The following is a 19,175-nucleotide window of genomic DNA, read 5'->3' on the forward strand; positions in this document are numbered from 1 at the left end:
ATGTTGTTTATATTAATTTTGACATTACTCCGGCAAGGCCAACAGAAGCTATAGATACTGTGACAAAGCCTGCAATTATCATTTTTGGAAGTATTTCCTCCAGAATAATATTCTTCTCTTCCTCATTTTTACCAACCACCGAAGCAACCTCATTAGGAATTATAAATGTTCCTGGGAATCCAAATAAAGCAGATGCCCCAATAGCAATAGACATATATATGTCCATGCCCAGTATCTTACCAACAACTCCTGCAAATATGCTGAATCCTATAACACCCAGCAACAGGCATCCAAGTATCGGACCAATCAATGACATCAGCATTTGCGGAGTTGCTGATGAAAGATTGTTAAATATGACAGTCAGCAGAGCTATCATAACAAATCCCTGTGAATTTGCCATGGTCATAGGATCCTTTTCAAGGAATCCAATTTCGCTTGCAATAACACCAAATATTAAGCAAACTATAAGTGCATTGATCGTACCGTTTGTCAACTCCGATACCTTTGTAGCCAAAAATGCTACTAAAGCAAGTTTTGCAAGCAGCAGTGAATTTGTGCGAAGTTCTTTTTTTAATTCAGGAATTAATTTCTTCTTTCCTTCTTCTATAGAGTCTTCTTTTTTTTCTGATTCCGCATTAACACTGTGGTTGTCAAGAACTATTCTCGCTTCTTTTTTTAAGCAATATGATGCAACCGGCGTTCCAAAGAAAGTTTGTGTAACTAGTAAAAGTGTAGCAAACACGGCAACACTTTCAAGTGCTTTAGCCTTTGCCACTTCACTTACAATCAATGCAGCTACAACACCGCCTGAAATTGGCGGAGCTGCTGCCGCTGCCATTTGCTTCCCAAAAACAATTCCGCCTACCATATATACAAAAACTCCAATTCCTACAACTGCTGATATTGCTATCAACACTGTTTTCCACTGTTTAGCCAATTCATTCAGACTTATTAATGTACCCATGTTAACAAGCAACAGTGACATAGTAAGTATTCCTACTGTTAAAAGACCAGAATCACTAAAAACTGTAGCCGGAAGTCCTAACCAAAACGCCACAAGAAAAATTATCGCTGTTGTAAACAGCATTGAAAATGTTGCTTTTGTCTTATATGATACAAAATCCCCAACAGCAAATGCAACAAAAACTACTAAAAGTGCTACTAAACCATTCATAATATTCCTCCTTTTGTGTTTCTTCTTGTATGTGCATCAATAAATATCACTTTATTTTGTTCGCATATATAATGCATAATATTACGAGCACCTTTAATAAAATTGTACTCAATTTTAGTGCAGATAACATTTCCATGACTTTATTAAGCGTACACAAGCATTGAAATCACATGATTTAATTTAAAATATATTGAGTCACATTATATCACCACTTGTATAAAAACATCAATAGAAAAATTATATTTTTTAAAGTTTTTGTATTGTTATTTGATTTTAACTCAACCATATGTACATATTACAATCACAAACCTACCCAATGTCGCTATAAAATAAAAAAACCATATGCATTTCTGCCTTATGGTCATAAAATTACTTATTTTATTAATAAAGTGCTGTGCACCCTCTTTCGACATTATATCACAAGCGTACTCTTACAGTTAACTCTAACCCGGCGCCCTCGCGTCACACGAGACGATCCGCTTACTGCTGCTTCCTTCCGGACCTGACAGGGTTCACGGGGTCTCATTGCACGAGACCGGGTTATCAACGCCACTTAAAAAAGTCAGCCCTCACAATATAAGCCTAGAGAGGGAATTCCACCTTGCTACAGCGGATTGCAAGTACAGGGCACCGCTACCTCCCCATGTAGCACAGCATAAGAATAATAACATAAATAAATTTTTATGTCAATGTAAATAATTTGTAAGTGAATAGTTTACCTTAAGATTCAAAAAACCTTTTTGTTTGTACAAAAACTAAAGCTTCGATGTTAAACATCGAAGCTTTAATAATGTCTATTTATTTTGCGTTGGCTGCAGATTTAGCAATTACTTCAAGAAATCCTTCAATTCCAATTGTTACTGATGATACCAAATCTGCATCAGTTGCGGTTCCCTCTTCATCCACTTCAGTCCCTGCCACTTCTTCAGCAGTTTTTCCTATGGTATATTCTGAAAAGGCCTCTGCCTGTTCAAACCATTCTTTTTTAATTTGAGATGCGCCTTTCATTCCGTATTCATCTCCCAACTCAACCTTAGTCTTTACAGGTGCAGTTATATCAGAAGTTATTTTTCCTTCAGAATCAAACTTAACAGTAGCCTGTGATGAATCAATAATTGAGCTTGTAATCTTTCCTTCTGCATCAAATGTAGTTGCAGCATATGTTGAATAAGCCTGAGTCTGTCCCTCAGCATCTGCAGCTGCATCTTTTGATTTTGCTACAGTTGTCAAAACACCTAATCCTAAGGTATCTTCATCCGTTGCTCCTAAATCTTGAGCACTAGCTATAGCCTTTTCAGCCGCTGCTTTGTAATCATTAATTTTAATCGTTACTGAAGAAACCAAATCAGCATCAGTTGTAACACCTGCATCATCAGTCGGTATCGCTTTTATTTCTTCTGTGGTCTTTCCGACAAAATAATCAGCAAGGGCATTTGCTTGCTCGTACCATTCCTTTTCTAAAGAAGACGCGCCTTTCATTCCGTATTCTTCTTTAAGTTCCTGTTTAGATTTATACACAGCAGTCAGGTCAGAAGTAATCTTTCCATCTGCTGAAAAATTTATCTTAGTTTGTGCAGTATCAATAGCAGCCTTAACAACTTTTCCATCTTTATCAACTGTAACAGCAACTACCACAGAGTCAGATTGTCCTAAGCCCTCTGCATCAGCTGTTGCATCTTTTGATTTTGCTACTGAAGTTACAACTGCTAAGCCGGTTTTAACAGCATTTTCCGCCAAAACCTCTTTGTCTCCTGATTCCTCGTTAGTCGGTTCCTCAATAATTGGATTTTCCTCTTTTGGTTCTTCTTTAGTGCATCCTGCAAATGCAAATAATGACATCAGCAGAACTAATAATATCGCTATTAATTTTTTCATTTTTCCCTCCATATATTAAAAAAGTTTCATATATAAACAGTTGTTTATATCTTTTTATTATGTACGATTTTAACAAAATGTTTTTATGTAGTCAACGGCTATTTATTTCCATTATTAGTTTGACCTAACTTCATATATACATAGCTTAAAATTTTCCTGTATTTCTAATAAATAAGCTATATGCAGAAATATAATATATAACCTTATAAAAATTATGGACATATTTTGTATGATAAGTTAAAATTAAATTTATATAATTAATAATTAAGGAGGAACTAAAATGATTACAAAAGAAGAAGCCTGGAAATTACTTAAGGAATATAATAAGGAAGAATTTCATTTACAGCATGCCGAAACCGTAGGTTTTGTAATGGAGTATTTTGCCAAGAATTTAGGTTATGAAGATGAAGCAGAATTTTGGGGAATAGTAGGACTTCTGCATGACTTGGACTTTGAAATGTATCCTGAGGAACATTGCGTAAAGGTTCAGGAAATAATGGCCGAAAAAGGAATTGATGAAAAAATCATACATGCCGTAGCAAGCCACGGTTACGGACTGACTGAAACAACCGCAAAACCTGAACACCAAATGGAAAAAGTTCTGTTTGCCATTGATGAACTTACAGGTTTAATAGGGGCTGTAGCATTAATGAGGCCTTCAAAAAGCGTATCAGATCTGGGATTAAAATCATTAAAGAAAAAATTCAAAACCTCAAGCTTTGCTGCCGGATGTTCAAGAGATGCAATTAAACAGGGAGCCGAAATGCTTGGATGGGAGCTGGATAATTTATTTCAGCAAACAATTTTAGCAATGAGAGAGTACGAAAAAGCCTCAAATAATTAAAAAAGAGCGTTGAAGTTTCAACACCCTTTCATGCTAGCTAAGCGGCTAATGCCGCTTTTTTGCTTTTCTTTATTTTGTTTTTTGCTGCGGTAAAAACCAGACAAAATATAATTGTTATTGGAATCACTGTCAGTGAATAGATAATAAGCCTTGATGTAATTGACAGTATTCCATGGCTATCGGCATACATTATTGCCATTGTAAGCACCAGCGGATGCATTAGATAAATATAGTACGAGCTTTGACCGAACAACTTGATAAAACTATATATTTTTGCCATGTATTTTTTCATAACAAGTCCTACAACATATACAAAGAAAACTGAAAATACTGAAAAAACAAACCACGCATAAATATATGTGGACATATCGTTGAACGAAACATATGTGTATACTGCAGAAGCAGCTACATATCCCGCTGTAATTATTAATTTGTACTTATTTATCCATGCCATGTACCTGTCATACTCCAATGTCACAAATATTCCAAGCATATAGAAAAACATATATTTCAAAAAGATTCTATCCGCATATTTAAATCTGATAAATTCAGCACAAAGCATCGTCACCAGTGCCGATACAATTAATATGACAACCTTTTTATCAGAATTTTTAAGCAATTTATAAAAAATCGGGCCAACAATGTACATCTGCGCTATTATTATTACAAAATAAAGGTGGTATGACATTGTTCCTAAAATCACGTTTTTCGAAAAAAACTTAATATCAAACGTGTAAAACCCTAACTTAATATACGCCAAATAATATACCACACACCAAAAAAAATATGCTACAAGAACCTTCTTCAGCCTTTTTTTTATAAACTGAAAAAGTTTAAATTCTTTTTTTCGATAACTGTAGAAGCTGGTAACACCGCTCAAAAAAATAAAGATAGGTGTTGTAAACTTTAAACTTCTATTTAGTATCAATACCATTATATGTGGAAAGCTTCCGTGAATGTATCCGGTCACTCCCGTTGCAGTTATATGAACAATAATTACCGCAAGACATGCAATAAACCTCATGTAATCAAGTTCATAAAGCTTGTCTTCTTTCATTTTACTAATTTCCGCCTTACTTAAGGACGATATCATTTAATCACATACTTTCTAATTCTTTTTTCGTTTAGTTTAACATGAGCCCGGTGCATTTGCAAATGGTAATATTTTTTTATGTAAACAATTGCCAAATTAAGCTATATCAATACTCCAACAAAATAACTTCATCCTTTAAATTAGCAAAAATAACGGCGCAAACAAAAAGTTTACACCTTTTTACACCTTTAAGTTTAATTAGCAGCTGATTCTTCGTTTTTTATCTGTCTCAACAAATAGATATATTTCTTTTCAGCTGCTTCTACATTATAAATAGCATAATCAACTAAATCAGGCTCTGATACGTTTTCAAAAATATTTTTTGCTTCTTCCCACTCTTTCCTTGCACTTTCTAAATTTGCATATAAGTCATTTTTATCATTGCTGCTTCTTACTTTAGAGTTGTAAAAAATATTTTTGATATTCATTAATTTTATTTTTTTATCATTTTTAGAAATACTGCTCATAGTAAAAACCTCCTATATTACATTATAAACAGGAGATTCCTTTTTATTCATAATATTCCATAATGTTAAAATATATTATTCATTGCTGTCTTTTTCTTCTTTAGACAACCTCTCATATCTTGTTATTAAGTCTTCGGATTCTTCATGATACGGCATAACCAGCCCTTTTTTATAATGCTTTCTGCACAAGGCTGTGTAGCTTTCATTTCCACCGACAAAAATTTGTTCTCCCTCATAAACAACCTTTCCGTCAATGAGGCGCGCATTGGCGATAGCCTTTTTGCCGCACCAACATACCGTTTTAATTTCTTCTATTTTATCAGACATTGCCAAAAGCCAGTATGATCCTTCAAACAATTCATTTTTAAAATCTGATTTCAAGCCATAACACATGACCGGTATATTTAAATCGTCGACAACGTCAGTAAGTTCCATTATATGATGTTTCTTTAAAAATTGACATTCGTCAATTATAACAGCATCCACTCTGAACAGGTCATTGTATTTCTTTACAATATCAAAAATATTCATTTCATCATTTACCGATATCGCTTTTCGTTGCAACCCTATGCGCGAAGCAACAATTCCTGATTCCGCATATCTGTCATCCAAACCAGATGTAAATATCAACGGATTTTGTCCCTTTTCTTCATAATTGAATGCAACTTTTTGAACCTCTATGCTTTTTCCCGCACCCATGGTACTATATCTATAGTAAAGCTGTGCCATATTGTCCTCCCTATCTTCCTAGTTCTGAATTTCCTTAGAACAGATGAACTTCTCAGTCATCTGATAATAAATTCCATCAATCAAAACAAGACATTATAACACAAATAGTCCATTTATACAATATTTTCAAATATATCCATTAACGGATAATAATAGATAACTATAATTTTATATTAATTTAATTCTTAATTTAATATTGCAATACCTGCTATATTTGTTTATAATATAGCAAACTTGTTTTTGAGGTTTAAAAATGATAGATCCAATTCAAAATATATTTATAGAAACTAAAAGACTTATAATAAAAAATCCCAGTATGGATGATTTCCCTGAAGTTATAAAGATGAAATGCAACAGAGATGTTATGAAATATACGGGAGGTATAACAAAGCAGTCATATGAAAATGAATTGAGCAGTTATTTTAAAAAAATCAATACTTTCGGAATTAATAGCAATTATGTATTTTCTGTAATAGAAAAAAACACAAATAAATATATTGGCTACTGCGGTTTTAAACATAGTGATGCGATCAGAGGTATTGAGATGGTCTTCGGATTCGCAAAGCCTTATTGGAAAAAAGGCTATGCTAAAGAAGCCACTAAAAAAATACTTTCATATGGATTTAATAATTTAGATTTTGATGAAATATCCGCGGCGGTTGATTCATTGAACACCGCGTCTGAACACATTCTGAATTATATCGGGCTAAGGTATAAAAACAAGGTTGATTGGCCTGATAATAGAACTATGAATCTCTACTCAATAAAGAGGGAAGAATTTCTGAAAGAATAATCCTTATAATTGCTAAACCGTTGACATTTGTAATCCCCTGTACCACATAAACATTTTGTCTGACACATTGTCCGTGCCTGCTTCGTTGTGAAATGACGCAGCATAATTTAATTTGCCTGATTTAAAATTGTACATTGGGTCGTAATATTTTTCCATAAGTTCTCTTGCTACATTGTCAAAGTTACCCTTTATTACTTCCTGCTTAAGCATTTCAATCTTTTCTCTTGCTATATATCTTTTTAGATAATCCATAGCCTTAATAGATTCACTAATCCACGAATCATCTAAAGTGTAATCTTTTTTAAGGCTTTTTATTCTGTGTTCCATGTCTGCATCAACAAACACTTGTATGCCTTGTTTCATTTTTTCTGATATGCATTTAGGTAGTGTAACTTTTCCTATCTTCTGGCTTTCAGCTTCAACAAATACATATTTGCCTTCAGCTTCAACCAACTGGTCGTAAATATTTGTTTCAAATTTCTTTTGCGTATTGCATTCACCTATACCTATGCTTCCAAAAATAGAGCCTCTGTGGTTTGCAGCTCCTTCCAAGTCAAGTATGGAGCATCCAAGCTTTTTTAATCCGTACAGTATATCGGTTTTACCCACTCCGGTATTTCCATTTAATACAATGTATGTTGTCTTCTCATTCAGTTTTGGAATAGAACTTATCACCTCTTTGCGGTAGCTTTTATATCCTCCTTCCAACTGAAACAGCGGAATTCCTACTGAACTGAATGAAGCACATATAAATGAGCTCCTATAGCCTCCCCTTGCACAGAATGCCGCTAAATTATTATGCTTAAACTTTAATTCCAGCACCTGCTCAAATATGTCAGGCAGTCTCGATGATATAAGTTTTACGCCAAGCCTTTTGGCTTCCGTTTTTCCTACCTGCACATATGTGGTACCAACCTCTTTTCTTTCTTCATCGTTCAGCAAAGGTATGTTTACAGAACCTGTTATGGTATCGGCTTTATATTCTGCTGGACTTCTTACATCAATAAAAAAATATTTATTTTTTGCATCTTTATAACTTACTGTGTTCAATTTAAGTTCCTTTCCTTAATGTATAATGTATGTCTAATTAAGATTATATTATAACATAATTTTATACTATTTAAAGAAATTTATCATATTTTTTATGCGAAGCCAAATATTCTTTATGGATTATTTACTTAAAGTGCAGTTGCTCTTTGCGCAAATATTCATAAAAAAAGGAGAAAATGCCTTTAAAAACCATTGTTCTCCTAACTTTTCATTATTCATTTAAAAATTTTTCTTCAATTAAATCTACCAGTTCCTTTATATCATCGTGTGAAAACCTTGGAATGTTACTTTTAACATAAAAATCCGTTACAACTGCAAACAGTTCTGTTTCTTTTGAAATTATCTTCTGAGAAAAGCACTTTCTCGCTACTTCAATTTTATGCTTATGACAGGTTTTATATCCTTCCGTTATAATAATATCAACGTTACTTATTCCGCTTATAATTTCATCCAGCTTATATTCTTCAGACCTGCGCTCTATTCGTGCTAATTTTACAGGCGAAGAAATAATAACCGTATCAGCGCCTGAATCATAATGTTTCCATGTATCCTTTTCAGGATAGTCTATATCAAAATCGCCTTTGTGATGCTTTATAGTTGCGACTTTATAATTTCTTAATTTAAGCTCCCTTATTATCTTGCAAATAACCGTTGTTTTTCCCACATTTGATTCAGCTCCCACAACAGAAATTACAGGTATCATACTACTACCTCTGGCTTACTTAGCAGTTCTACCTCTATTATGTCTCCCGATTTGTAAGGGCCTTCCCCTGCCTTTATTAAAAGCAAAGAATTTATACCAGACAATGATGATAAAACTCCGGAGCTGTGCTTATCAGGCAACAATGTAAAAAATCCTCCGTCTTTATAGTAAGTAACTGCCCTTACATACCGGCTGTGATTTCTAATTTTATTAAAATTACTCTTTAAAACAGACTTCACTTTAATAAGATCCACATTTTCTCTTCCCATTAAGCTTAGAACCGCTGGTCGGACAAACTGTTCAAATGTTATGCTGGCAGCAGCCGGATTTCCCGACAAACCAAAGAGAAATTTATTATTGTACTTGGCTACCGTAATAGGTGAACCTGGTTTTACTTGCACTTTCCAAAATAATATTTCTGCCCCTATCTTCTTAAAAGCTTCTTTTACCAAATCTGCATCTCCAACAGATACTCCACCTGTTGTTATAATCATGTCATATTTTTCTAAAGCACTTTTTAATTTTTCAGATATTTCGCCGATATCATCCTTGCATATTCCTAATATTTCAGGATCTCCACCGCTTCTAATTATTTGAGCCGCAAGAGTATATGAATTGCTGTTCCTTATTTTCCCTTCATCAAGTTTTTTATCAACTTCAACAAGTTCATCCCCAGTCGCAAGAATCCCAATTTTTAATTTTGCGTACACCTGCACTTTGCTCATTCCCAGCGTAGCTAATATCCCTATATCTGCCGGTTGAATAACCTTTCCTTTTGCCAATACAGTTTCTCCGCACTTTATATCTTCCCCTCTTCTTACAATATTGGCTCCGGATTTTGTATAACTAAATATTTTCACATCTTCTTTCGTAAATTCTGTATCTTCGTATTTTATTACTATATCTGCTCCTTCTGGAATTTTTGCCCCGGTCATAATCCTTATTGCCTGACCATTTTTTACCTTCTTTGAGCTTACATATCCTGCCGGAACATAATCTATTACATCTAATACCACCGGCCTTTCTATACTTGCATCTTTTGTATCTTCAGACATCAATGCGTATCCATCTAAAGGAGACCTGTCAAAAGGCGGCATATCCATGTGTGATTTCACATCATTTGCCAGCACATGCCCCAATGATTCCAAAATAGGGATTTCAATAATGTCCGTTTTTTCCCTACCGTCTAAAATAATTGATTTTGCTTGTTCCACAGATATATTCTGCTGCATATAAACCTCCATTTATGACTGCCGTCACCTATGTATTTCATACTTATCAATTTTTCTGTACAATGTTCTAAGTCCAATTTTTAATATTTTAGCTGCCTTTGGCTTATCCCAGTTTGTTGAATTCAGCACCTCTATAATATGCTGTTTTTCTATATCACCCAAAGTCATTTTATCGCCGGATTGCTGCTCTGGCATCAGCGCTTTCGTATATAAGTCACCAGAATGTATTTTATTATCCTTTGAAAGCAAGATCCCTCTGTCGATAAAATTAATCAGTTCTCTTACATTTCCAGGGAAGCTATAGCTAAGCAGAAAATCTTTTGCTTCTTCTGTCAGTTCTTTTAAATCCGGTGATTTTTTCAAATAATACTCCGCTAAAAGTAATACATCTCCACCTCTTTCCCTTAATGGTGGAACATGTATGGTAATAACACTTAACCTGTATAACAAGTCTTGTCTAAACTTGCCCTTTTCAATAGCTTCCTCCAAATTTTTATTTGTAGCCGTCACAACCCTTACAGAGGTTCTTTTAACCATTGTGCCCCCCACAGGTCTGAATTCACCTGTATCCAAAAATCTTAGAAGCTTTTTCTGCAGGCCAAGTTCCATATCACCTATTTCGTCCAAAAAAAGAGTTCCTTCGTCGGCTATTTCAACAAGACCTTTTTTATTTGTGTGTGCTCCTGTGAAAGCACCCTTAACATGTCCGAACAATTCAGACTCCAGAAGATCATTGGGGATAGCCCCAGCGTTTATTGGAATAAACGGCTTGTCCTTTCTCATGCTTTTACAGTGCAATTCATTTGCCACCAAATCTTTGCCAGTGCCACTTTCACCCAATATAAGCACCGGAAGATTGCTATCAGCAACTTTATCTATCATGTATCTAAGGTTTGCTATCAACCTAGATTCTCCTATTATCTCTCTTTTGTTATTAATAATTTTTATGTTTTCGACGAGATTATTATTGTATCCCTTGAGCTTCTTTTTTTCCGAAGCTCTTTCCAATACCAAATCAAGTTTGGTGGGGTTTATCGGTTTTGAAAGATAATCATAAGCTCCGTTCTTCATAGCTCTTATAGCGGTCTCCACAGTACCATAGCCCGTAAGCATAATTACTTCCATGTCAGGTTGAATTCTTTTAGCTTCTTCCAGAAGCCTAAGTCCGTCCATTTTATCCATCATAATATCAAACAGCCCAACATCAAATTCTTCCTGTTGTATCAGTTCTACCGCATCTATTCCGGATGTTGCTGCCTGAACATACAAGCCCTTCCTTCTCAATCTGTCTCTCAACAGCTCTACGAATTTCTCCTCATCATCTACTATCAGCAATCTGAAGCTGTTCATTTTAATCCACCTCTTTTGCAACAGGAAGCTTTATATATATTACCGTACCGATATTTTCTTCGCTGTGTATTTCTATAGTGCCCCTCATTCTTTCAATAATTACCTGGCTTATTGAAAGTCCCAATCCTGTTCCTTTTCCTACAGGCTTAGTTGTATAGAAAGGATCAAATATTTTATCTTTATCTTCATCCTTGATTCCATATCCCGTATCCCTTACTTTTATAAGCAAGGTATCATCATTATGAAAATTTTCTATGCTGATTCTTAGAGTTCCTTTTTTCTCCATTGCATCCAATGCATTTGTAATTATGTTCAAAAGCATTTGCTGTATTTGCGACTCATCTGACATAACAACAGGCCTTGGTGCATGCAAGTCAATCTTCACAGATATGTTTTGTTTCTTAATTCTGTGCTCCATGAGTTTCAATATATCCTTAATTGTTGCATATATATTTACTGGTTTGATATTGACAGCAGATTCCCTTGAAATTTTCAGCAAATTATGAGTAATTGAAGAACACCTTTCAATTTGTTCTTTCATTATTTCAAGATAGTTCTGTATAGTTTTACCTTCATATAATTCATTGATATCTTCCGTTTCAAGTCTTTCAAGCAAATCTGAAGTGTAAAATCCAAGGTTGTTCATGGGATTATTTATCTCATGGGCCACACCGGCAGCTAAAGTACCTATCGCCGCCCTTTTTTCAGCTGAAATAATAAGCTTTTCATTTTCTTTCTTTCTTTTTATCTCATCCGTCATATTGTTAAATGCATCAATTATTGCACCTATCTCATCATTGCTTTGCTTTGGAATTTTATAGTCAAAATTTCCACTTTTAACTGAATTAACTCCTTTTTCAATTTCATTTATGGATTTCATAAAAATATTAATTAAACACACCACTGCCATTCCGGTAAAAATCAACGTCAACAACAATGTTACCAATATCTTGGCAATCATTTGCCTTATTGTCATATAAACTTTATCCAACGGATGTTCCACAACAATTCCCCAATTAACTATGGGGATTAACCCATATACCCCCAGTACCTTTTGGCCTGAATAAGATTCATATACTTTGCTGTCAAAGTTAATATCTTTAATGCCACTTTTAAATTCTTTTTTATTTTCAAGAAGTTTCTTTACCCCTTCGCTTTTTGTAACATCCTGACCTCTCATTACCTGGTTATAATCTGAGTGCCCTATTAAAGCTCCGTTTTCATCTATTAGAAATATATAGCTTCCTTCTTCACCTTTTGTGGAATTAATTTTATTCATTATCTGGCGAAGGCTTATTTTAGCTGTAATAGCACCTGACAAATACTCGTCTCCTCCGCCTATGGGTACGCCAAGTTCAAAAACCACTTGTTTGTCCGCATCCATTTTTGGCTCGCCTATGTACAAACTGCCTTTTTCCAGCACTTTAAACTTGTCCTCATTAGAAATATCATTTAACTCATCTAGAGAAATAACATGCCTTTTTGAAATTTTTGCAAGTTCCAGTCCATTTTTAGAAATCATGGACATTTCCTCTAAATGTTCATATCTCTTAAACATTCTATATATAATATCTTCTCTGTTTACCCCGTTGTCAGGCTTGAACAATTCAGGATTAGTCAAAGCCACCGCTTGCATCGATTCTTGTGTGGTCTTCACCATCTCCACAATAGTCTGAGATATTCTTGATGCCGCCAGCTCGTGTCCCTTGTGTATAGATACCTTTACCTCATTTTTCAGAGTCTTAATATTGATGTATGATAAAAAAACTAAAGGAATTACAGATACCGACACAATCATTAACACAAGCTTTAACTTTATACTCACTAAAATTTTTTTATTCATAATCACCACTATCTGCTATCATCTGAATTTCGTACAAACTTATCAACAAACGTCATTCCTGAGTAATCAATATCTATTCCGAGGGCTTCTGCCGTATCAACATTTATGTGAAACTCCAAGTGCTCCGGTTTTTCAATAGGAATTATTTTTATATCATGACCGTCAAATACATTTGCAACCAGCCTTGCAGCCTGAATTCCTTCATTATAATTTGTACTTCCATAAAAAGCTAATATCCCCTTTTCCACCTGAACATTGTCGACTCCCATAACAGGTATTTTATATTTTAACGAAGTATCAGCAATATCCTTAATTGTAGATTCGTACAGCAAGCTGCACATAAGTATTACTCCGTCACACTTTTGGCTGTTTTCTATTATAGCCTCAACCATTTCGTCCCTGTTTTTAGCCGATATCATATCAAGCTGTATGTCAAGCTTATCAGCAGCTTCATGAAATAGCTTTGAACTTGGCCCGAAAGGTATGGCGTCCGGATTATACAATATAAGAACCCGTTTTGTATCAGGTACAATTCTTTTTAAAAATTCCAGTCTTTTCCCTGTCAGGCGAACATAGTCGCTATCGACACCGGTTATGTTACATCCCGGAGTTATTTTGTCATTTATAAGACCTAGTTCCACCGTACAGCTTACTCCGATAAAAATTATCGGGATATTTTTGCTCTCCGCAAATTTTTGCGCCGAAGAAGTTTCAAAAACACCTGTTGTTACTATAATATCAACATCTTCATCTACCAGCTCTCGTGCTAACTCATTCAATCTGCTTTTATCGCCTTCGGCGTTTTTTACTACAATATCCAGCGTATCTTTACTATATCCGTAATTATCAAGTTCTGTAATCATAGCATTTACTTTAAGCAACCTTATGTCAGATGCCGACAGAACGCCTATTTTATGCCTGCTTTCTACGCCAGTGTCTCCAAAACCGTTACTCTTGCCGCAATAAATAAAACAGGCTAATCCAATGATGCAGGCGAAAAAAATAATAATCTTTTTCATTTATATCACCTGATTTTCTTGCCCATCTTTAAGCATGACTGACAAATTTCTTCTTTCTTCCCAGAATAAATTTCTTTTCCACAAAAAATACATTTTTGAACAACTCCTCTTGCAATGGTATATGGAGAATCACCCATAAAATCTTCCGCTTTCTTTGTTTCCAAATCCAATGCATTGTGGTAGCACACCTCAACACATAAATTGCATCCACAACAAGCATTCGGAGACAATACTATCTCTATAGTATCATGTGTTTTTGTACACTTCAATGCTCCCGTTGGACATAATATGGAACACGCCTTGCAGAATCTGCATTCTCCAGCCAAAAATGGCTTGAAATATTCATTAACTTCACCATTAATTATATTACATTTCTCAATTCTTTCAAATGATTTTACAAACATGGGATATTTTTCAATTTTATCAGCGGAGGAAACAGAGCCTTTTTCTTCTTCCTCGCCAAGTAAATATTCCACCGCCATATCAGGAATGTTCTTTATGGTTTCTTCAAATAATCTAAATGCAGAAAAGATAAATTCTCTTCTTTCTTCATTCATTTTATCCGAATGAATATCTTTATATTTAAGCTCAGGTGGATGTTCCGCATCAGTTAAAGCTCCTCCACACAAGCCAAGATTACTTTTTATTTTATCTACTTCTTTAATTCTGCTGTAATAGTGCCTGATGCCATGATTTACCGCACACTTTTCGCATTCATTTTCGCAAAACACCATGTACACCTTATTTGGTAGCAAATCCAAGCTAAATAGAAGCTCTATAGTTAAACTTCCCAAGCATGGAACCTTAAAAATATCATTTGATACAGTATCATTACGCTTGCAACTTATTACACAATCTTTGCCGTCTTTTCCCAAGGCAGAAGCATACTCATACAAGCTCAGTTCTGTCGGCTCCTGAATAGACAATGCTCCTGTCGGACAAACTGCTGCGCATAATCCACACTGTATACAACTGTAATTTAATTGAATACCTGACTTATTTATATCTATCCCCATCTCAGGGCAGATATCCGTACACTTTGTGCATTTTGATAAAGACGAACGCAATCTTGAGCATCTTTCCGCATTCACAGAAACGGCGTCAAGTCTTGCCGTAGCTTTTTCTATAATTTTATCAGCTCTAAACATAAACATCTCCGCATATAATTACTAGCTTCTCACTGTCTAAAGTAATTTAATAAACTTTGAAAGCAAGGCAAAATAAGCCTTGCTTTCATATGGTTATTCCTTGTCCTCTGATTTTTCTATCGTAGCATCATAGGATTTATTGGCATGAGTTTTAAATTCAGTTATAGATTTTCCCAATGCTTTTCCAATTTCCGGCAGCTTTCCTGGTCCAAATACTATCAACGCAATGCCAAGTATTAAAATTAATTCTGTTGCACCCATTTTAAACATGTTTTTCTCCTTGCGAAAACCCCTTCTTTATTTTCCGCCTCTGTAACGTTCCTCCGGCTCTCCGTTCTTCAACGCATCCTTTAGTCCGATATATTTAACATTAAGCTCAAGACCCAGTTCTTCCTTTAAGCCTTCTGTTTTGTTTTCAGCCATAAGCTTGCTTACCTCTGAGTCTGGATCATTGAGATCTCCGAAGAATCTTGCATGGGATATGCACGTGCTTACACATGCCGGCATCATTCCGGCTTCTGCCCTTTGTATGCAAAATGTACATTTTCCTGCTTTGTTTGTTGCACTGTTCATATATCTTGCATCATAAGGACATGCAGAAACACACGCTCCGCAACCGATGCATTTCTCTTCATCTACAACTACTATACCGCCTTCAACGGCAAATGTTGCATCTACGGGACAAGCTTCGATACACGGCGCATCCACGCAGTGATTACACATCTTAGGTAATTTTACTCTTGATACATTCGGATATTTGCCAGTATCCCATTCTTCAACCCAAGTGTTAAAGCAGCCTTCCGGAATCTCATTTTCCATTTTGCAGCTTATGGTACACGCATGGCATCCCACACAGCGCTTTAAATCTATAATCATTCCATACTTTTTCATACTATATCACCTCTCTGTCTTTAATGAATTCTTCATTCAAATGCTCTAAATCCATAACCGTCCAAGCGGCGGAAATACAGCTTAAATAAGAATACATGCCATTTCCTTTTTCCTCGGTTAATTCTGCATAATCACCAATCCACTTACTCAAGTGCTCGTCCAGAAAATCATTCTGGAGCTTTTTCCATTTCACAGAATTTTCTTCATCACCGCATTTTAATGCTGACAGTTCAAGTTTCACCATGTATGCCATAAATGCAAGTTCAAAAGCTACATGATCCGGATAGTGGTTATCCTTAAGAGGACTGAATCCATTTAGCTCACGAATTTTGAAATCAACCATTTCATAACATGCTTTTACATGAAATGTTTCATTGCTGTCAATTTTACCGTAAATTGTTTTACCCTTTTTTATTTTTCTGTTCCTTATGGAAGATTCATGAGAAGGAACAAACAATTTCGAAGTAGGCACAAAAAACCTGTCATAATATTCCTGAACGAAATCATCCGTACTTTTTTCATATAAAAAATCTGTATTTACTGGACAAAGCTCCTTAAAAAATTCAGCATTTTTTCTCAAGGAATTTAAAATATCTTCAGATGGAGTATTTAAAAAGGCAAATGACAAGAATTCATATATTTCAAGTCTCTTACTTACTACAAAAATAGTCTCTTCTGCTATTGATTTGTTCATATTTTATACCTTCTCTATTCTGTATGCGCCACCATTTCTTCCAGGACCGCCTGTGGATGATTCTGAAATTCCGAACAATCCATTAACTTTAGGGTCTAATATATTCATCAAATGAACTCCCGCACCTAAATCCTTGTTCCCTCCATTAGGCTTTCCGTCTATGCTGTATTCCTTGCTTCCGTATTCCCAATGTCCATATCCGTATGCTATTCCTATAGTTCCTTTTGCTATTCCTTCTCTGACCAAAGCATATCCTGTAAAATCGCCTCCAGTTGCAGGTACTACCTTTACAAGATCCATAGTTCTAATTCCAAGACTAGCTGCATCCTCAGAGTTCAGCTCCACATAGTTATGTTTGCTCAAATCCCTCATAATGGAACTGTTAGAAAGCATGCTTATACTTCTGAATTTAGGCTTGTAATTCGCAGCTTTAAACGGCCACTGTGATTCAGGGAACGTGTCGGCAATTAACGTTCCATCGGAGAATGATTCAGGATTCCATGCGGCAACTCCTCTATAGTGCTCGCCTGTCATTGAGTTTATACCATTAGCAAAGCTTTCAACATAGAAGTTTACAGCACCTTTATATGGATATTTATGATTATCTCCGTCAAATCCGGCACCGTGATCCTCAAACCTGCCACCTCTTGAAATTACCTTTAACACTTTAGGCCATTCTTCCTCCGTAACGGAATTTTTCCAGTCTTTCATTGCATTTTCTAAATCTTGCATGTCCATTTCATCTTTTGAAATATCTGATACCGGTTCTCCGTCATATGCCATATTGGCAATACCTCTTACAAAATAATCTTCTCTGCTATTAAGAGGAAGTAAATTATCATTTGCGTCAAACATTGCCCTGTCTCCAAATCCCGGAAGATTTATTTTCTTTGCAACATCTATTATAAATGTCTCAAAAGAAGTATGTCTCCCGTCAGGAAGCTTAGGTGTTGCAGGCTCAACTATAGGCCATCTCAATGTAAGACCCTTTCCTGAAAAGTTCCCTTCGATATTTGCAAGTCCCCAGCTCTCATAAGGAGTTGTATCCGGTATTATATAATCTGCAAGAGCAGTCATTTCACCCATATAAGGATCGCATGAAATAAACAGCGGTACGTTATCAGTGCTTTTAAGAGCTTCCAACACTTCTTTTTTTGCCGCTGCCGGAACAGCCAACAAAGGATTTGCCATCCAGTTAAATACTATTTTTGCCTGATAAGGGTATTTATTAACAATAGAAAAAACAGCCTGATTATCAGACGCGCTTCCCACAGGATGCCAAGGCATCTTGGATGGATATGGATTCTCACCATTTGCAACCTTATTTTTATATTCAGAAGTACTTTCGTAGCTTACCCCAGTACGACTTATTCTTATTCCTGATTTTTTTGGTGCATCAGGTATGACACTTACTCTATATCTAGGTCCGTCACTTGCCGATTTATACGAATTTCTTCTAATAATAGCTCCGCCCTTTTTATTTAGGCTTCCAGCCATAGACATTAAAATATAACTAATCATAGTTATATCTGCACCGTTAGCTGTAGCAGTGCTTCCCATACCATCCATGGCTACCTTTGTTCCGTGAGAAGTAAACTCATTTGCAATCTCTTTTATTTTTTCCTCAGGCACTCCGCATGCGTTTGAATATTCTTTTATAGTATGTGAAAAGGCGCTATCCTTCAAATGTAAAAATGAAGTTTTAACTTGTATTTCTTTTCCGTCTGCAGCAGCAACCTTTCCCTCAAAAAATAAATCTGCTTCGCTTACTTTATCAAACCTGTCATGTTGTTTTGTTAAATTATCGATTACAATAAATATGTCCTTTTCATCTTTGCCTGTCTCCATACCTAAATCTTCTGCCCTAAGCATTTTTCTGTAATTAGGATGCTCAGGATCATCTATAACTAGGTGCGCAGCATTGGTCCAACTGTTAAACCCTTTGGATACTGCAGCATCGTAATTTGGAGAACACAAAAATTTCTTATTATATCTTTCATTTTCAATAATCCATCTTATAAGTGCCATCCCGAATGCATTGTCAGTGGCAGGCTTTATGGGAACCCATTCACCTTTTTTATATAATGGAGTTACTGCGCCTCCAACAAGCACAGGGTCCACTACAGAATATTTCAGGCTGCCTTCATTTACCCCAAATTTTATTTGTCTTGCTATAGTTTGCATAGGCTTTCCGCTGTGCCCAGGAAAAGCTCCTTCATACAATATGTACTCTGCATTGTTTATATCAGGTCTCATATTTTGACCACCGG

General features: G+C 35.5%; 18 protein-coding genes and 1 other RNA gene. 2 read left to right on the forward strand and 17 right to left on the reverse strand.

The window, feature by feature from the left end; translation table 11 throughout:
- Window positions 1–7: 7 nt before the first annotated feature.
- The 3 genes from ACS3UD_RS11920 to ACS3UD_RS11930 all read right to left on the reverse strand — a co-directional run bounded on the left by ACS3UD_RS11920 (window position 8) and on the right by ACS3UD_RS11930 (window position 3,049).
- Window positions 8–1,174: a hypothetical protein gene (locus tag ACS3UD_RS11920; protein ID WP_308139400.1), complete on the reverse strand. Its 1,167-nt coding sequence runs from the start codon at window positions 1,172–1,174 to the stop codon at window positions 8–10.
- Between the two features lie 392 nt (window positions 1,175–1,566).
- An RNA gene (gene ffs / locus ACS3UD_RS11925) (signal recognition particle sRNA large type) lies at window positions 1,567–1,828 on the reverse strand.
- 144 nt (window positions 1,829–1,972) lie between these two features.
- Entirely contained in the window at window positions 1,973–3,049 is a 1,077-nt protein-coding gene (locus ACS3UD_RS11930) for a hypothetical protein (protein ID WP_308139399.1), read from the reverse strand.
- 280 nt (window positions 3,050–3,329) lie between these two features.
- On the opposite strand from ACS3UD_RS11930, the gene ACS3UD_RS11935 reads away from it, so the two are divergent.
- Complete coding sequence (locus ACS3UD_RS11935) at window positions 3,330–3,893, forward strand: hydrolase (protein ID WP_308139398.1); 564 nt, start codon at window positions 3,330–3,332, stop codon at window positions 3,891–3,893.
- Between the two features lie 37 nt (window positions 3,894–3,930).
- On the opposite strand, the gene ACS3UD_RS11940 is transcribed toward ACS3UD_RS11935, so the two are convergent.
- From ACS3UD_RS11940 to ACS3UD_RS11950, 3 genes are all read right to left on the reverse strand, one after another.
- Window positions 3,931–4,950 (reverse strand): acyltransferase, encoded by a 1,020-nt coding sequence (locus tag ACS3UD_RS11940; RefSeq protein ID WP_308139397.1) that lies wholly within the window; start codon window positions 4,948–4,950, stop codon window positions 3,931–3,933.
- 230 nt (window positions 4,951–5,180) lie between these two features.
- Window positions 5,181–5,453, reverse strand: coding sequence for a YaaL family protein (locus ACS3UD_RS11945; protein WP_308139396.1), 273 nt, complete (start codon window positions 5,451–5,453; stop codon window positions 5,181–5,183).
- A 75-nt stretch (window positions 5,454–5,528) separates the two neighbouring features.
- Window positions 5,529–6,182 (reverse strand): thymidine kinase, encoded by a 654-nt coding sequence (locus ACS3UD_RS11950; protein WP_440977624.1) that lies wholly within the window; start codon window positions 6,180–6,182, stop codon window positions 5,529–5,531.
- 253 nt (window positions 6,183–6,435) lie between these two features.
- On the opposite strand from ACS3UD_RS11950, the gene ACS3UD_RS11955 reads away from it, so the two are divergent.
- Entirely contained in the window at window positions 6,436–6,975 is a 540-nt protein-coding gene (locus ACS3UD_RS11955) for a GNAT family N-acetyltransferase (RefSeq protein ID WP_308139394.1), read from the forward strand.
- A gap of 12 nt (window positions 6,976–6,987) precedes the next feature.
- Here the strand turns inward: ACS3UD_RS11955 and mnmH are convergent, their stop codons facing one another.
- The 11 genes from mnmH to ACS3UD_RS12010 all read right to left on the reverse strand — a co-directional run bounded on the left by mnmH (window position 6,988) and on the right by ACS3UD_RS12010 (window position 19,161).
- Window positions 6,988–8,025, reverse strand: coding sequence for a tRNA 2-selenouridine(34) synthase MnmH (mnmH, locus tag ACS3UD_RS11960; protein ID WP_308139393.1), 1,038 nt, complete (start codon window positions 8,023–8,025; stop codon window positions 6,988–6,990).
- 211 nt (window positions 8,026–8,236) lie between these two features.
- On the reverse strand, window positions 8,237–8,728 hold the full coding sequence (gene mobB / locus ACS3UD_RS11965; RefSeq protein WP_308139392.1) for a molybdopterin-guanine dinucleotide biosynthesis protein B: 492 nt from the start codon (window positions 8,726–8,728) through the stop codon (window positions 8,237–8,239).
- On the reverse strand, window positions 8,725–9,960 hold the full coding sequence (locus ACS3UD_RS11970) for a molybdopterin molybdotransferase MoeA (protein WP_308139391.1): 1,236 nt from the start codon (window positions 9,958–9,960) through the stop codon (window positions 8,725–8,727). The genes mobB and ACS3UD_RS11970 overlap by 4 nt, the downstream gene beginning before the upstream one ends.
- Window positions 9,961–9,984: 24 nt before the next feature.
- Complete coding sequence (locus ACS3UD_RS11975) at window positions 9,985–11,310, reverse strand: sigma-54-dependent transcriptional regulator (RefSeq protein WP_308139390.1); 1,326 nt, start codon at window positions 11,308–11,310, stop codon at window positions 9,985–9,987.
- A gap of 1 nt (window position 11,311) precedes the next feature.
- Window positions 11,312–13,153: a sensor histidine kinase gene (locus tag ACS3UD_RS11980; protein WP_308139389.1), complete on the reverse strand. Its 1,842-nt coding sequence runs from the start codon at window positions 13,151–13,153 to the stop codon at window positions 11,312–11,314.
- An 8-nt stretch (window positions 13,154–13,161) separates the two neighbouring features.
- Window positions 13,162–14,172: an ABC transporter substrate-binding protein gene (locus ACS3UD_RS11985; RefSeq protein WP_308139388.1), complete on the reverse strand. Its 1,011-nt coding sequence runs from the start codon at window positions 14,170–14,172 to the stop codon at window positions 13,162–13,164.
- A gap of 5 nt (window positions 14,173–14,177) precedes the next feature.
- A complete protein-coding gene (locus ACS3UD_RS11990; protein ID WP_308139387.1) occupies window positions 14,178–15,320 on the reverse strand; it encodes a 4Fe-4S binding protein in 1,143 nt (380 codons plus the stop codon).
- Window positions 15,321–15,413: 93 nt separating this feature from the next.
- A complete protein-coding gene (gene tatA / locus ACS3UD_RS11995) occupies window positions 15,414–15,590 on the reverse strand; it encodes a twin-arginine translocase TatA/TatE family subunit (protein WP_308139386.1) in 177 nt (58 codons plus the stop codon).
- Between the two features lie 27 nt (window positions 15,591–15,617).
- Complete coding sequence (locus ACS3UD_RS12000) at window positions 15,618–16,211, reverse strand: 4Fe-4S dicluster domain-containing protein (protein WP_308139385.1); 594 nt, start codon at window positions 16,209–16,211, stop codon at window positions 15,618–15,620.
- Window position 16,212: 1 nt separating this feature from the next.
- Window positions 16,213–16,905: a TorD/DmsD family molecular chaperone gene (locus ACS3UD_RS12005; RefSeq protein ID WP_308139384.1), complete on the reverse strand. Its 693-nt coding sequence runs from the start codon at window positions 16,903–16,905 to the stop codon at window positions 16,213–16,215.
- A gap of 3 nt (window positions 16,906–16,908) precedes the next feature.
- On the reverse strand, window positions 16,909–19,161 hold the full coding sequence (locus tag ACS3UD_RS12010; protein WP_308139383.1) for a molybdopterin-dependent oxidoreductase: 2,253 nt from the start codon (window positions 19,159–19,161) through the stop codon (window positions 16,909–16,911).
- Window positions 19,162–19,175: the final 14 nt, after the last annotated feature.

Source organism: Sedimentibacter sp. LTW-03 (assembly GCF_052059825.1).
GTDB lineage: Bacteria > Bacillota > Clostridia > Tissierellales > Sedimentibacteraceae > Sedimentibacter.

Coding starts and splice junctions, on each gene's coding strand:
- ACS3UD_RS11980 (WP_308139389.1), bottom strand. CDS start 13,153: ATGAATAAAAAAATTTTAGTGAGTATAAAGTTAAAGCTTGTGTTAATG.
- ACS3UD_RS11940 (WP_308139397.1), bottom strand. CDS start 4,950: ATGAAAGAAGACAAGCTTTATGAACTTGATTACATGAGGTTTATTGCA.
- mobB (WP_308139392.1), bottom strand. CDS start 8,728: ATGATACCTGTAATTTCTGTTGTGGGAGCTGAATCAAATGTGGGAAAA.
- ACS3UD_RS11970 (WP_308139391.1), bottom strand. CDS start 9,960: ATGCAGCAGAATATATCTGTGGAACAAGCAAAATCAATTATTTTAGAC.
- ACS3UD_RS11955 (WP_308139394.1), top strand. CDS start 6,436: ATGATAGATCCAATTCAAAATATATTTATAGAAACTAAAAGACTTATA.
- ACS3UD_RS11990 (WP_308139387.1), bottom strand. CDS start 15,320: ATGTTTAGAGCTGATAAAATTATAGAAAAAGCTACGGCAAGACTTGAC.
- ACS3UD_RS11985 (WP_308139388.1), bottom strand. CDS start 14,172: ATGAAAAAGATTATTATTTTTTTCGCCTGCATCATTGGATTAGCCTGT.
- ACS3UD_RS11935 (WP_308139398.1), top strand. CDS start 3,330: ATGATTACAAAAGAAGAAGCCTGGAAATTACTTAAGGAATATAATAAG.
- ACS3UD_RS12005 (WP_308139384.1), bottom strand. CDS start 16,905: ATGAACAAATCAATAGCAGAAGAGACTATTTTTGTAGTAAGTAAGAGA.
- ACS3UD_RS11945 (WP_308139396.1), bottom strand. CDS start 5,453: ATGAGCAGTATTTCTAAAAATGATAAAAAAATAAAATTAATGAATATC.
- ACS3UD_RS11930 (WP_308139399.1), bottom strand. CDS start 3,049: ATGAAAAAATTAATAGCGATATTATTAGTTCTGCTGATGTCATTATTT.
- ACS3UD_RS11950 (WP_440977624.1), bottom strand. CDS start 6,182: ATGGCACAGCTTTACTATAGATATAGTACCATGGGTGCGGGAAAAAGC.
- tatA (WP_308139386.1), bottom strand. CDS start 15,590: ATGTTTAAAATGGGTGCAACAGAATTAATTTTAATACTTGGCATTGCG.
- ACS3UD_RS11920 (WP_308139400.1), bottom strand. CDS start 1,174: ATGAATGGTTTAGTAGCACTTTTAGTAGTTTTTGTTGCATTTGCTGTT.
- ACS3UD_RS11975 (WP_308139390.1), bottom strand. CDS start 11,310: ATGAACAGCTTCAGATTGCTGATAGTAGATGATGAGGAGAAATTCGTA.
- ACS3UD_RS12010 (WP_308139383.1), bottom strand. CDS start 19,161: ATGAGACCTGATATAAACAATGCAGAGTACATATTGTATGAAGGAGCT.
- ACS3UD_RS12000 (WP_308139385.1), bottom strand. CDS start 16,211: ATGAAAAAGTATGGAATGATTATAGATTTAAAGCGCTGTGTGGGATGC.